General features: G+C 74.1%; 12 protein-coding genes and 1 pseudogene. 9 read left to right on the top strand and 4 right to left on the bottom strand.

Translation table 11 applies throughout. The features are described 5' to 3' along the window. Positions 1-155 precede the first annotated feature (155 nt). From O7602_RS25560 to O7602_RS25570, 3 genes are read right to left on the bottom strand one after another with little or no spacing between them, the layout of a single operon-like run. Positions 156-695, bottom strand: a complete 540-nt coding sequence (locus O7602_RS25560; RefSeq protein WP_281585152.1) for an SRPBCC domain-containing protein — start codon at positions 693-695, stop codon at positions 156-158. Beyond that, on the bottom strand, positions 692-1,072 hold the full coding sequence (locus O7602_RS25565; RefSeq protein WP_281585153.1) for a metalloregulator ArsR/SmtB family transcription factor: 381 nt from the start codon (positions 1,070-1,072) through the stop codon (positions 692-694). The genes O7602_RS25560 and O7602_RS25565 overlap by 4 nt, the downstream gene beginning before the upstream one ends. Continuing rightward, the gene (locus tag O7602_RS25570; RefSeq protein ID WP_281585154.1) at positions 1,069-1,593 is read right to left on the bottom strand and encodes a TIGR03086 family metal-binding protein; all 525 of its coding nucleotides are present in this window, start codon (positions 1,591-1,593) and stop codon (positions 1,069-1,071) included. The genes O7602_RS25565 and O7602_RS25570 overlap by 4 nt, the downstream gene beginning before the upstream one ends. A 175-nt stretch (positions 1,594-1,768) precedes the next feature. On the opposite strand from O7602_RS25570, the pseudogene O7602_RS31065 reads away from it, so the two are divergent. The 4 genes and pseudogenes from O7602_RS31065 to O7602_RS25585 form a co-directional block, all read left to right on the top strand. Further along, a pseudogene (locus tag O7602_RS31065) lies at positions 1,769-2,020 on the top strand (hypothetical protein); the annotation flags it as partial. Positions 2,021-2,223: 203 nt separating this feature from the next. Then, positions 2,224-2,760 (top strand): TetR/AcrR family transcriptional regulator, encoded by a 537-nt coding sequence (locus tag O7602_RS25575; protein ID WP_281585155.1) that lies wholly within the window; start codon positions 2,224-2,226, stop codon positions 2,758-2,760. Positions 2,761-2,763: 3 nt separating this feature from the next. After that, complete coding sequence (locus tag O7602_RS25580; protein ID WP_281585156.1) at positions 2,764-3,957, top strand: FAD-dependent oxidoreductase; 1,194 nt, start codon at positions 2,764-2,766, stop codon at positions 3,955-3,957. Continuing rightward, complete coding sequence (locus tag O7602_RS25585) at positions 3,954-4,298, top strand: nitroreductase family deazaflavin-dependent oxidoreductase (RefSeq protein WP_281585157.1); 345 nt, start codon at positions 3,954-3,956, stop codon at positions 4,296-4,298. Before O7602_RS25580 ends, O7602_RS25585 begins: the two co-directional genes overlap by 4 nt. 174 nt (positions 4,299-4,472) lie before the next feature. Here O7602_RS25585 and O7602_RS25590 read toward each other — a convergent pair whose 3' ends face one another. Beyond that, on the bottom strand, positions 4,473-4,775 hold the full coding sequence (locus O7602_RS25590) for a hypothetical protein (protein ID WP_281585158.1): 303 nt from the start codon (positions 4,773-4,775) through the stop codon (positions 4,473-4,475). A 130-nt stretch (positions 4,776-4,905) separates the two neighbouring features. Between O7602_RS25590 and O7602_RS25595 the strand changes: the two genes are divergently transcribed. The 5 genes from O7602_RS25595 (at position 4,906) to O7602_RS25615 (ending at position 13,974) form a co-directional block, all read left to right on the top strand. Further along, positions 4,906-5,466 carry a hypothetical protein gene (locus O7602_RS25595; protein ID WP_281585159.1) on the top strand — a complete coding sequence of 187 codons (561 nt, stop codon included), beginning with the start codon at positions 4,906-4,908 and terminating at the stop codon, positions 5,464-5,466. A 126-nt stretch (positions 5,467-5,592) separates the two neighbouring features. After that, the gene (locus O7602_RS25600; RefSeq protein ID WP_281585160.1) at positions 5,593-7,164 is read left to right on the top strand and encodes a TIGR02677 family protein; all 1,572 of its coding nucleotides are present in this window, start codon (positions 5,593-5,595) and stop codon (positions 7,162-7,164) included. Beyond that, complete coding sequence (locus tag O7602_RS25605; protein WP_281585161.1) at positions 7,161-8,552, top strand: TIGR02678 family protein; 1,392 nt, start codon at positions 7,161-7,163, stop codon at positions 8,550-8,552. The genes O7602_RS25600 and O7602_RS25605 overlap by 4 nt, the downstream gene beginning before the upstream one ends. Before the next feature lie 11 nt (positions 8,553-8,563). After that, on the top strand, positions 8,564-12,688 hold the full coding sequence (locus tag O7602_RS25610) for a TIGR02680 family protein (protein ID WP_281585162.1): 4,125 nt from the start codon (positions 8,564-8,566) through the stop codon (positions 12,686-12,688). Next, a complete protein-coding gene (locus O7602_RS25615) occupies positions 12,688-13,974 on the top strand; it encodes a TIGR02679 family protein (RefSeq protein ID WP_281585163.1) in 1,287 nt (428 codons plus the stop codon). Before O7602_RS25610 ends, O7602_RS25615 begins: the two co-directional genes overlap by 1 nt. Positions 13,975-14,086 lie beyond the last annotated feature (112 nt).

Raw genomic sequence — 14,086 nt, forward strand, 5'->3', positions numbered from 1 at the left:
ACCCGGGCGGCCGGCGGTTTGACGAGCAGGTTGCCGGGGCGGTGGTCCCAGGCGGCGAAGAAGACGCCCGACAGCCGCAGGCAGGGCAGGCCCGTCATCGTCGAGCCCATGACGCAGGCAGGTCCCGCACCTGCTCCCACAGCGCGCGCGACTTGTCAGTGCTCGTGCCGCGTCGTCTCCCTGGGGACAGGTCGGGCGCTGGGCACGCGTTGGTGCGCCAGCAGGTCCGGGCCGGGGTCGTGCCCTTCGGCCACGAGAGCGAGTCGGGCGAGGTAGTTCCCCCAGCCGCCGTCATGGGTGCTCGCCATCGGTCCGGACAGGCCGCGGTGGACGAGGTGCAGCTCGGTCCGGTCGCCGTCCGGGCCGGGTAGCGGTGTCAGGGTGATCTCGACGGTGGTCGAGCCGGGCGGAATGCCGACGTCCTGGCGATCCCAGCCGTAGGTGAAGACCACACTCCGGTCCGGGACAAGGTCGACGAACCGGCCGGACACTCTGTCGCCGTTGGCGTGCCGCCAGGTGATAACTCCGTCGACGACGCCGTCGACGTCAGCCTGCGGGGCCATCCACCGTACGAGGCCGTCGGCCGTGGTCAGGAGCAGGTAGACGCGTTCCGGGGCGGCATCGATGACGAGGGTGCGGTCGACAAGGCGGACACCGAGCCCCGGGTGCGAGGGCTCGTTGGATTCGATGGTCATCCGTCCGTCCCCGTGCGGCGAGCGGGGCGGCCGCGGCGGCGGTCGATCGTCTCGTCGTGCTCCGCGACCGTCTGGAGCCGTTCAAGGGCGTCGCCCCAGATCTCGTCGAGGACGGCTCGGACCTGCGCGAGTCGCGTGAAGTCGACCCGGTACAGCCGACGTTGCGCGTCCACCCGGACGCGCAGCAGACCGGTCTGCCGCAACAGCTTCAGGTGCGGGCTCGCGGCGGCCGGGGACAGTCCCGCGGCCTTGGCGAGCTCGGTCGCTGTGCGTTCGCCGTCCCGTGCCATCGCGAGCATCGCCCGCCGTCCGGCATGGCCCATCGCGCGGACGGCCTCTTCCACCTCGTCGTCACGTGCGCCGCCGGTGGGAGTCACGGCGTCCGGCCCATGGCCGCGAGCAGCCGGTCCTGCACCGAGGCGTCGGCGGCGACGGTGACTGCGGGGCCGACCAGACCGCGTGCCCGGCCGCGTTCGGGCATGTCGGGTAGGAACATGGCCACGCACGCCTCGACTAGCGCGGGGTCGAGAGTGCGGTTCTGTCCGGTCGCGACGGCCAGGTCCCACGAGTGGACGAGCTGGTCCATGAACGTGCCGGCCGCGGCCTCGCCGACGGACCACTCGAAACCCAGCGGCGACATGCACCGCCGCTCCAGCGCGCCCGGCTGGCGCAGCGCCGCGAGGCACTGCGCGACAACGGTCCGGTACGAGGCGTCCGCGTCAAGGTCGTGGCCGGTAGCCGCGAGCAGGTAGGCAGGCCCGCCCCGCAGATGGTCCAGCAGCGCACGCACGTCCCACTGGGCACACGGCGTCGGGCCGGCGAGCTGCTCGTCGCCCACGTTCTCGGCGAGGCCGACCGCACGCCAGGCCGCCGCCTCGAACAGTTCCACCGGTCCCATCCGACCCTCCTCAAGAATTTCCTTAATTAAGCTAATCCTTGATTACGGTGACCTGTGGTGTCAAGGGACGGCCCAGGGCATCCGTGAGGGCGCCAGAGTCCCCGGGTTGGCATGACGTCGGCCACCGTCGGCGTCGGTCGAACCCTGTCACGGAGCGTGAGTGGTCAACCCGCCCCGCGACGCCCTCCTCACCCTCGTCCAGCGCGCCGACCGTAACTTCGACCCGCGCATCTTCGCCGACGCCCTCGGACAAGCCACCCAGCTCGATCCCGACGACTTCGCCCAGTACGGCGTCACCGGCCCAGCCCAGGCTCAGCGAGCAGGTGGCGCGCGGCGAAGGCGGGACGGGCCCGGAGTAGCGAGACATCGGAGGCCGCCAGCGGCGCGTGCCGGCGAATGGTTGCGGTCGGGACGACAGGGTCACTAAGATTTGGTCATATGCACAAGGCGGACGCCCAGGGCACTTGTACAGGGCAATCGACCAAGGCGCCTGGCCGACCAAACGGAACGGCCGCACCCATCGACCAGGTCGGTGGAGCCGGCCGAACAGCGGAGGAACTCATGCCGGACACCGCGTCCACTCGCGGCCAGCGCACCAGGGAGGCTCTGTGCTCCGCCACCGTGGCGCTGGTGGCGGAGGTTGGCTGGGGCAACGTGACCACTCGACTGGTGGCCGATCGGGCCGGGGTGCCGGTGGGTGCGGTTCACTACCACTTCCGGTCGCTGAGCGAGCTACTCATCGAGGCCTGCACGCCGGTGCTGTGGCAACTCATCGACGAGGTGCGGGCCGGGTTGGGCAGCACGGCCGACCTGGAGACCGGGCTGGACTGGTTCGTCACCAGCCTGACCGGATACGCGGGCGACCCGACCGCTCTGCGGCTGCCGAGCGAGATCTTCCTGGCCGCCACCCGGAACGAGAGCCTGGGCGCTCGCATCGACGAGGCGATCAGGACGTTCCGGGAGGTCGTCACGGCGTGGCTGGACCGGTGCGGGCATGGGGCCGACGCGGAGGCGGCCGCCACGGTGCTCGCCGCGGCCATGGACGGCCTGCTGCTCTACCGGGCGGTGGGCGTCGCCGTCGAGCCGGCCGCGCTCGCCGGGATCCTGCGGCGGATCGTCACCCCGCCGTCATCGACATCGAATCCGATCGAGCAGAGAGGTACGTGAGAAATGCGGGCAATCATCTGTGGAGCCGGCATCGCCGGGTTGACCGCGGCCTGGTGGCTCGAGCGGGACGGTTGGCAGGTCACCCTGGTCGAGCGGGCGGCCGGGCTTCGCCACGAGGGCTATCTGATCGACTTCTTCGGCTCCGGCTATGACGTGGCCGAGCGCATGGGGCTGGTCCCCGCGCTCCGCCGCGCCCAGACCAGAGCGAAGGCCATCGAGTACGTCGACCCCGATGGACACGGCCGGGGCAAGCTGCGCTACCAGTCCTTCGACGTGGCGTTCCGGGGCCGGATCGCCACGATCATGCGCGGCCACCTGGAACGGGTGCTGCACGACTCGTTGGGCGACCGGGTGCCGATCCGGTACGGGACCACGATCGACGCGGTCCGCCCGGACATCCACGGTGTCGACGTGACGCTGAGCGACGACACGCAGCAGCGGGCGGACCTGCTGATCGGCGCGGACGGGATCCATTCCCGGGTACGGCGACTCGTGTTCGGCCCGGAGGAACCGTACCTGCGCTATATCGGGTACCACACCGCCTCCTACGTTTTCACCGATCCGCAGCTGCGGGACCAGATCGGCGACCGGTTCCTGGCGGTTGCCGTACCGAACCGCCAGCTCGGCCTGTACCCGATCGACGACCGGCGGCTCGCCGCCTGGCTGGTGCACCGGTCGCCGCAACCGGCGCTGCCGGCGGAACCGGCGGCGACCATCCGGTCCACCTACGTCGGCCTCGGCGAGCTGGCCGACCGGGCGCTCGCCCACTGCCCTACGGGTGCCGAGCTGTACTACGACCAGGTGGCGCAGATCGAGATGGCGGGCTGGAATCGCGGGCCGGTGACCCTGGTCGGCGACGCGTGCCAGGCCGTATCGCTGATGGCTGGCCAGGGCGCCGCGATGGCGATGGGCGGCGCCTACGTACTGGCTGAGGAGCTGCGGCGGGGCGGTGGGGTGCCGGCGGCGATGGACCGGTACGAGAAACGGATGCGGCCGTTCGTCCGGGCCAAGCAGCGAGCCGGCCGGCGAACCGCGCACTGGCTGGTCCCCAACACCGGATGGCGGCTGTCGGTGCGGGCCGCCGCGTTCGCCGCGGCCGCGCTGCCGGGCGTGCCGGCCCTACTGCGCCCCGCGCTGGCGACGTCGAGCAGCAGCGTTGTCACCTCTTCCGCCGAGCCGGTCGGAACGGCCCGATGAGACGGCTCGCCGCTCCCGCACCGCCCCACGGCCTGTTCCGGCTGCCCATCCTGCTCTACCGCGCCCACCTGGGCCGGCTGCTCGGCCGCCGGTTCGTGCTGATCGAGCACGTCGGCCGGCGCACCGGCCGGCTCGGGCACACCGTGGTCGAGGTGGTCGACCCGTCCACCGAGGGCTACGTGGTGGCCGCCGGCTTCGGCGCCCGGTCCGACTGGTACCGCAACCTCCGGGCGCATCCGCGGGCGGACATCCAGCTGGGCGGGCAGCGCCTGGCGGTCACCGCCGTGCCGCTGCCGGCCGTCGCGGGGGCCGAGCGAAGCGGCACAGGTCGACCCGGGTGACCTCCGCTGGAGAATCGCACACCGCACACATCAGCAAGATCGATAGCGGCCCACCGTGACCCCGGGCCCACCTCGCACCTGATCCCTCGCCACGCCCCGCACCGTAGGCGGCGATCTTCGACAGGTGCATCGTCAGGGCACCGGCCGCCTCGGTGCCGATGTACGCCGCCCGCGTCAGCCCGTAGCGAGGAAGAAGGGCGCCGTCAACGGCCCCACCGAACCCAGCAGCGCCGAGCTCAGCCCAGATGCGGCGCCCACCGCGGCGAACCACAGCCGCACCCGCACCCCGCCCGGCAGGCTCTTGTCGCCGGCCAGGCGTTTCAGCAGGCGCAGCAGGTCCGGCAGCAGCCGCAGCATCTCACCGAGGTCTGGGCGCGCATGGCGCCGCCCGGCCGACAGCAACGCCGCGATCAGCGCCAGCCACACCACGAGCATACCGACGGTGGCACCCACGGCGATCTTCCACACGGCGTCCATCAGATGCCAACTGTAGGGCGCCGGGTGGGTGCAGCAGCTCGGCGGTGGCTGCGCCGGCAGCCATGCCGGTGGGTCCCCGCGAGACCCGATTTTCGCGCCAACCCTTCATCGCAGCGGCTTGAATGGCTAGGTGCGGGTTGACCGGGACAGGCGGGACTGGCGCATCGGCAGCGCCGCCGACGTGGATTGGATCGCCGGTCACACCACTGCCGGCGTCTCGATCACCACCGCCATCCCGCCGATCTTCGACGCCTACGCCACCACGTACCAGGCCGACGACGTCACCGCCGCCGCCTACGAGCGGGCCCTGGTCGAGGTTCTCCTCACGCACACCCCCGACCAGCCCTGGTGGCTGGCCTATCTCGACACCGGCGCCCACGACGTCGTCCTTCCCCACGCCCCGCGGGTGTTCCTCTACTGGAACTGGCCGTACGTGCTGGTCGAGGCCGGACCCGAGGCGGCCCTCACCTGGCGCGCCGGCGGTCACATGCGCCACGCGCACGGCGCGCTACCCGACCTGTTCTTCCCCGCCGACCGGTCATGGCTGGTCTCCGCCCTCTGGGACGACACCTGGACCTGTGTCGGTGGCCCGGAACAACTGATCGACAGTCTCGAACGCGACCCGGTGGCCAACGCCCGCCGGGTCCGACCCGACGAGGACGCGCTGCCACCGGGGCTGACCCGCGAGTGACAGATTCCGCCGCGAGGGTGCCGATCACGACCACGGGACAGGCCGCCGCCGATCCCTCGCGCGTCCGGCCGCCGTGTCGGCTCTCCTGAGTAGGGTGGGAGGCTGTCCGCGCCCGGTGGGAGGTAGATGATGACGGCGCAGCCATCCCGACCGACGTTCGGGCTGGACGATTTCGCGCTCGACGACCGGATGCGACTGTTCGGTTACGTGACGGCGGAGAACCGGTTCGCCTACCTGTGGCTGCTGCGGGCGTTCGATTCGGCCCGGTCCAGTTACCACGTGGTGCTGCACACCTCCGACGTGGCCGCGGCGCTGGCGACGTTGCACGAGGCGGACGCGGACTGCCCGGATCCGGCGGGGCTGGAGTTGCCGCGGCTGCTCGACGCCCTGGTGGAGTGGGGGGTGCTCGACCGGGGGCAGGACGGTTCCCGGGCCACCACGCTCGCGGAGTACCGCAACCGGCACTCGGTGTACCAGTTCACCGAGGCCGGATACCGGGCGCACCGGGCGGTGGAGGCGGTGTTGTCGGCGAGCATGGCCGACTCGACGCTGTCCCGGCTGGTCTTCGCCGACCTCCTGGCTGACCTCGACGCGCTCGCGGTGGCCAACGAGGCCGGGGACGCCGAGGAGGTCTACCGCAAGTTCAACCGGCTGGACCGGGCGTTGGCCGACATCGCCGAGCGGGCGGCGCGTTTCTACCACATGCTTGGTGACCTGGGGCGGACCAACGACGTGCGGCCGGAGGTGTTCCTCGCGCACAAGGACGCCCTGCTGGCTCACCTGCGGGACTTCCACGACGAGTTGCAGCGCTACACGCCTCGGCTGCGCGCGGCGGTGCACGAGGTCGAGGCGACCGGCCTGGACCGGCTGATCGAGGCCGCCGCCGAGGCCGACGAGCGGCTGTTCCACACCCCGGTGCAGCGGTTGGAGGACTGGCGGCGGCGCTGGGCGGGGCTGCGGTCCTGGTTGGCGCCGCCGGGCCCGGAGCAACCAAGCGAGGCGGACCGGTTGTCGGACGCCACCATCGCCGCGATCGGTGACGTCCTGGCTCTGCTGCGCCGGGTCACCGAGGCGCGGCGCGGTGGGGTGAGCCGGGAGTCGCAGTTGCGGCACCTGGCCGCCTGGTTCACCCGGACCGGCACGCAGGAGGGCGCGCACGCCCTGTTCGATGTCGTGTTCGGCCTCGGCGCGCCGCGCCATGTCGGGGTGGCGCACCCGGATCCGGAGGCGATCGCGAGCCGGCTGTCGTGGTGGGAAGCGCCGGCGGTGGAGCTGTCCCGCACCCTGGTGACCACCGGCCGGGCACCGGGTCAGGGCCGGGGGCGGCCGGCCCGGCTGGACCGGGTCGACGAGCGGCGGCACCGGTTGCGCGGCGATCAGCTCGCCCGGGAGCGCCGGTGGGCCGACGCGGCGACGGCGCTGGCCGCCGAGGGCGTGGACGACCACCGGTTGGACGGGTCGCAGACCCAGGTCCTGCTGCGCCTGCTGGACATCGCGCTGGCTGCCCGGGTGGGTGGCCGGGCCGGGGTGCCGCTGGCGGCCGCCGCGCACGGCGTCCGGCTGACCCTCACCCCGACGCCGGGCCGGTTCACCACGGTGCGCACCGCCGAGGGCCGGCTGCATCTGGACGGGTACGCGTTGACGGTCACCGCAGCGCAGCACACCGCGGTCCGCCGTCCCGACCTGGTGCCGGCGTGACCGTGGAGGCCGGCGCGCCGCGACCGGCGGCGCACCGGGTCGCCGTCGACGTCCCGGAGTTCGAGTTGGCGGACTACCAGCGGGCGGTCCGGCTGGTCCTGCGTCACCCGCTGATCACGGCGACCTGGCCCGACGAGCGGGCGTTGCCCCGGGTACGGCGGTTCTCCGCCACCCTGCGCCGGGATCTCGCCGAGGCGTTCGGGTACCGGCTGGAGCTGCACGGTGCCACGGCCCGGCTGGTCCGCACGAAGGACCGGCTCGACGGCAGCCAGCCGGCGGTGTCGCGCACCGGGCGGCCGTTCGACCGGCAGCGCTACGCGTACCTGTCGTTGTGCCTGGCGGTGTTGGGTCGGGCCGGGATCCAGATCACTCTCAGCGAGTTGGCCGACTCGGTGGCCGCGGACGCCAACCGGATCTCCGGCCTGGGGTTGGATCCGGACCACGGCCCGGACCGGCGGGCGTTCGTGGACGCGGTCGGCTGGCTGGAGGAGCGGGGTGTGCTGCGGCTGGCCGACGGCTCCAGCGCCGCCTGGGCGAGTGACCCGGGGGCCGGGGAGGCGTTGTACGACGTGGCGCGGGACGTGGTGTTCGCGCTGTTCCGGCCGCCCCGGGTGCTCCAGCACGTCGAGTCGGTGTCGGCGCTGCTGGGCCGGGCGGTGGGCAGCAGCGGCAATGCCGAGCGACGGCAGGCGGCCCAGGCGGCCCGGCGGGCGGTGGTGGAGTCGCCTGTCGTCTACCACGCCGATGTCGAGCCGGCGGTCGCCAACCATCTGCGCGGCCCGGCGCTCGCCACCGACCTGGCCCGGCTGACCGGGCTGCGGGTGGAACGGCGGGCGGAGGGCGTGCTGCTGGTGGACACCGCCGGGTTCACCGGGGAGCGGTTCCCGGGCACCGGCTCGGTGGCGCAGGCCGCGGTGTTGCTGGGGGTGGAGATGGCCGACCGGGTGGCGGATCCCGACGGCCGTCGGGTCAAGCGGCTGGCCCCGCCCGACGGTCAGGCCCGGCAGCAGGCGCTGTCGGGCCATATCGACGCCGGGCTGCCCACGGCCACCCTGATCCGCCTGGACGACGCCGGTCCGGGCGAGCCGTGGACCGCCGAGGACCGGGGTGACCACGACGAGGCCGACGGCGCCGGCCGGTTGCCGTTCATCACCGACAGTTTCCTGCGCACCGCCGTCGGGGAGATCCTTCAGCGGTACGGGACCGCGTTCGGCGCCCAGTGGCACGCCGACCCGGAGCGGCTGCGGGTCGAGGCGGTCGCGCTGCTGGAGCGGTTCGGCGCGGTCACCGCCGTGCCGGGCGGGGTGGTCGTCCGGCCGCTGGTCGGCCGCTATCGCCACACCGTCGCCACGGTCAAGCCCCGCGCCGCCACCGAAACCCTGTTCTGAGGTAGTCGATCGTGATCGAGCAACGTACCGTCCGCCGGTTCGCCCCCACCCGGGCCGGGATCATCAACCTGTGGGACTACCGGGACGAGGAGTTCAGCTTCGTCGACGGGTGGCTGGTGCTGCGCGGGCCCAACGGGTCCGGCAAGACCAAGGCGCTGGAGGTGCTGTTCCCGTTCGTCCTCGACGGGCGGATCGAACCGCGCCGGCTCAATCCGTTCGCCAGCGAGGACCGGACGATGAAGTCGAACCTGCTCTACCGGGGGCAGGAGGTCACCCACGCGTACGTGTGGATGGAGTTCGGCGACGGTGAGCAGCACGTGACCGTCGGCATCGGGTTGCGGGCGCACCGGCACGTCGACCGGGTCACCCGCTGGCACTTCGTGGTCGACGGCCGGGTGGGGGTGGACTTCTCCCTGCTGGACGCCGACGACCGGCCGCTGACCCGCCGCGACCTGATCGACCGGCTGGGCGCCGACGCGGTGCGGGACTCCGCGGAGGACTACCGCCAGCTCGTCGACGCCCGGCTGTTCGGCCTCGGCCCGGCCCGCTACGAGCAGTTGCTGGATCTGGTGCTGACCCTGCGCAAGCCGCAGTTGGCCAAGGACCTGAACCCGGTCGAGCTGTCCCGCACGCTGCAACGGGGACTGCGTCCGGTCGAGGACCACCTGCTGGTGGAGGCAGCCCGCTCGTTCGACGACATGGAGGCGGTCGCCCGTACCCTCGAAGGGCTGGTGGCGGCGGACGGCGCCACGGTCGCGTTCCTGACGGTCTACTCGACCTACCTGCGCACCCACGCGCGGGCCGCCGCCGACGCCCTGACCGCCCGCCGCGACGCGGTCGCCACCCGGTCGACCGCACTCGACGACGCCCGTGGCGCGGCCGACGCGGCGGCGGAGGCGGAGTCCGCGGCGGATGCGGGGCTACGGGCTGTCGAGGGCGAGCCCGGACGGCTCCGCGCCCACCTGGACAGCCTGAAGTCCTCGGCGGCATACCAGTCCCACGAGCAGCTCGCCGACCTGCAACGGCACGTGCACGACCTGGCCGAGGCGGCCGGGCGGGCCGACGAGGCCGTCGTCGCCGAGGAGAGCGCGGCGGCTCGGCGGCGTACCGAATCGGAACGGGCCACGGTCGCGGCCCGGGACACGCGGGCGGCGGCCGACCGGCTCGCCGCCGATCTGCTGCTCGACGCCGAGGCGGCCGGGGTCGTGTGGGGCGCCGACGACGCCGGCGCGGACGACCTGGCGGCCCGGATGACCGCGCGGGCCGCCGCCCGCCGCGACGACGTGCGCGCCGTCCGCGCGCAGGTGGCGCGGCACGACCAGGCCGACCGGGACCATTCCCGCGCCGCCGCCGACGCGGCCGGCGCCACGGCCGCCGCCGCGGACGCCGAGCAGGCGGAGCGGCGCGCCGAGGACGCCGTCACGCAGGCCCGCGCCGGGCTGCGCGACCAGCTCGATCAGTGGGCGCGGAGCAACGCCGGGCTGCTGGCCGACGTCGCGCGCCCGGACCTGGCCGCCGCGCTGGTTGCCGCCGTGGACACCACCGGCGAGCCGGGAGCACGGACCTTGCGCGAGGTGTACGCCGAGGCCACGGCCAGCGCGGTGGCCCAGCGGCGGGACCGGCTCGCGGCGTTGGCGGCGCAGCGCGCGGCGCTTGCCGACCGGCGGGCGGAGGTGGCCGCCGAGCGGGACCGGATCGCCGCCGAGCACGACGACGCGCCACCCGTCCCGGTGACCCGGCCGGCGCCGCGCGCCGGGCGTCCCGGCGCGCCGCTGTGGCGGTTGGTCCGGTTCGCCGACGCGGTGACCGGCGCGGACGCGGCGGCCGTCGAGGCGGCACTGCACGCGGCCGGGCTGCTGGACGCCTGGCTGCACCCCGACCCGGGGACGGCGACGACCGCGCTGGCCGGCGACGACCTCGACGGCTACCTGCTGCCGCTGCCGCCGCACCGGCGGCCCACCGGGGCCACCCTCGCCGACGTGCTGGCCCCCGAGGTGCAGGACGACGTGCCCGCCGCGCGGATCACCGAGGTGCTCACGTCGGTGGCGCTGGCCGACGTGACCACGTCCGACGCCTCGCCGGTCACTGTCGGCGTGGACGGCCGGTACGCCCAGGGCATCGCCGCCGGCCGGTTCGCCAAGACCTCCTGCGAGTACATCGGCGCGACCGCCCGGGCCACCCGACGCGCCGTCCGGGTCGCCGAGTGCGAGCGGGTGCTCACCGCCGTCGACGCCGACCTCGACACGGTGGACCGCGACCGCGCGTCAGTCGAATCGCTGTTGGCGGCGGTGGACGCCGCCGCCGCGCAACTCCCGGCCCTCGCGCCGGTCCACGCGGCGCTGCGCGAGCTGGACCGGGCCGCCGCGACGCTGCGCGCCCGGCAGGAGGCCAGCGAGGTCGCCGCCGCCCGCCTCGACCAGGCCCTGGCCGAGCAGGCCGCCGCCGCGGCCGCGCTGCGGCGGAGCGCGGCCGAGCGGTCGCTGCCGGTCGACCGGCTCGACGACACCGCCGAGGCGCTGAGCCGCTTCGAGAAGCGTGGGGTACGCCTGGAGGGCGCGCGGACGGCCGCCGCGCGCGCCGCCGAGCAGGAGGACCAGGCCCGGCAGCGGCACGACGAGGCGGTCGACCGGGTCTCCGGCGCGGCGGAGACCGCACGCACCGCCCGCGCACGGCACCAGGAGAAGGCGGAGGCGTACCGGACGTTGCGCGACAGCGTGGGCGCCGACGCGGAACGGGTGCTGGCCGACGTGGCCCGGACCGCCGACGCGATCGTGGAGGCGGAGCAGTCCGTCGAGCGGGCCCGCACCGCTCTCGGCACCGCCCGGGAGCGGCGGGTCGCCGCGCTGACCCGGGTGGAGCTGGGTGAGCAGGCCCTGGTCGGGGCCGTCGCCGAGGCGCAGCACGACGCCCACCGGCTGCGCCCGTACGCCCAACCGGACCTGCTGGGCCTGCTGCGCTGCCCCACCGACCTGCGCTGGCCGGCGCAGACCCCGGACGACGAGCTGCATCCGCGGGTGGCGGCCCTGCACGAGGCGATCCTCGCCGCCACCCGGGAGCTGAGCCCCACCGAGACCTCGCTGAAGCAGAGCGCCACCCGGCTCACCAGCGCGCTCACCGAGCTGCAGGCGCAACTTCCCGCCGCCGGCCTCGACCACCGGCCCGAGTGGGACACCGACGACGGGGTGATCGTGGTCCGAGTCGCCGACGAGCAGGGCCTCACCCCCGTCGCCCACTTCGCCGACCGGATCGCCCGCGAACGTCGCGACCAGGAGCAACTGCTTACCGACTCCGAGCAGCGGGTGCTTGAGGACGCCCTGCTCGGGCAGCTCGCCCGGCAGATCCACCACCGGACCATCGAGGCCCGCGACCTGGTGGCGGCGATGGACAGCCAGATGCGCGCCCGGCGCATGTCCTCGGGGCTCACCGTCGGTGTCGGCTGGCGGCTCGCCGACGACCTCGACGCCGAGCAACGCGACGTGTGCAAGCTCCTCGAACGCGACCCGGCCCGGCTCGGTCCGGCCCAGCTCACCACCATGCGCCGGCACTTCGCCGCGCGGATCAAGACGGCGCGGGCCGCCGCGCCCGAACGGCCGTACCGGGAACTGCTCGGTGACGTCCTCGACTACCGGCAGTGGCGGACGTTCGCGTTCACCCTGCACCGGCCCGGCGGCGGCACGGAGGCGCTGACCCGGGCCCGGCACAGCCAGCTCTCCGGTGGTGAACAGTCGGTTTCCCTGCACCTGCCGCTGTTCGCCGCCGCCAACGCGCTGTTCGGCTCGGCGCGACCCGACGCACCCCGGTTGCTCGGCCTCGACGAGGCGTTCGCCGGCGTGGACGACACCGGCCGGGGCGAGCTGATGGCGCTGGCGAAACAGTTCGACCTGGACCTGTTCATGACCGGCTACGACCTCTGGGCCACCCACCCGGCGGTCAGCGGCGCCGCCCACTACGACCTGTCGCACTCCGCCGTGGAGCACGCCGTGTCCACCGTGCTGCTGGTCTGGGACGGCACCACCAACATCGCCGACTTCGACGGCACCCTGGCCCGTGCGCTCGGCTCCCCGGAGACCCGCCGCGCCCCCGGCGGCCCGGGCGATACCGACCGGGCCGGCGTCCTGCTCGACCTCACGGACTGATGACCGTCGGGCGCGGCGAGCAGCCGCCGGACCGCTCCGCCGCGCACCCGTCGCCGGCGCCGACCGGGCGGCGCCGGCCGGGAAGTCCGGCGGATCTCGTCGATCAGCCCGGCTGGCGTCGGTTGCTGACGGCCGCCCGGCGCAGCCTGGAACGCACCGGCGGCCGGCTCGACGCCACCGTGACGCTCGCCGCCCCCACCGACGACGAACGCCTGGTGGTCATCGGCATCACCGGCACCCACCGCTCCGCCGCGGCGGCCCGCCTCAGCGTCCGGCTCAGCGACCTGGACGAGCACCTGCACGCCGCGTACGGGGTCGGCCTGGTCGACGTGCTCACCACGACGGCCCCGCTGCGCGACCGGCCGTCCGACCGCAGACGCGAGGCGGTGGCCCGCGACGCCGTCCTCGCCGTGGCCGACGACGGCCGGCACGCCGGCACCGCCTGGTACGCCGAATGGCTCGACGGCCTGCGCCGCGACGGCACCCTGACCCGCGTCGTCCGCACCGGACTGCCGTTCGGGGACGTGATCCGCGTCCTGGACGCGCTGCCCGCGGCCGACGAGCCGATACCGGTCTTCGCCGACCGGGTGCTGGCGGACACGAAGGCCCTCACCGACGGGCCGCTGCGCGGGCTCGTCCTCCGTGCCGTCGCCACCTGGCAGCAGGCGGCGCTCCCGGTCGACGGTGAGCGGGAACGGGCGTTGTGGGAATCGGTCGGTCTGGTCCCGGACGACCTGGCCAGCCAGGTGCTGGTGCTCAACGTACCGGCCAGCGGCGGGCTGGTCGGGCGGTGGCTGACCGAGGCCGCGCGGGCCGGCGTGCCGATCCGGGTCACCCTGCACCAACTGCGCCTGGCACCGCTGGCCCTGGCCTGCGACGAGGTCCACGTCTGCGAGAACCCCGCCGTGCTGCGCGCGGCCACCGCCGCGCTCGGCGCCCAGGCCCCGCCGCTGATCTGCACCGAAGGGGTGCCGTCGGTCGCCGTGCACACGCTGCTGCGCGCTGCTCGGGCAGCGGTGATCCGGTGGCGCAACGACTTCGACTGGACCGGCGTACGACTGACGGGGGCCGCTCTTCAGCGTTATCCGGGCGCGGTTCCGTGGCGGATGACCGCGGCTGACTACCTGCCGGCGGCGGGCACCGGCACGGCTCTGCTCGGCGCGCCCGCCCGGACGCCGTGGGACGAGTCGCTGGGCGAGTCGATGCGGCGTACCGGCCGAGCGGTGATGGAGGAACGGCTGCTCGACCGGCTCATCGCCGACCTACGGGCGGCCGGAGCCGGATAACGCCGGGTATCCGGGCAAGGCCATCGTGATGATCACCACGTACGGGGAAATCTCCCCTGACGGAAGAGTAGGGTCGGCACCTGTCATCCCGGCGTCGCCCGGTGGTTCCTGC

The sequence above is a fragment of the Micromonospora sp. WMMD1128 genome, assembly GCF_027497235.1.
In the GTDB taxonomy this organism is placed as follows: domain Bacteria; phylum Actinomycetota; class Actinomycetes; order Mycobacteriales; family Micromonosporaceae; genus Micromonospora.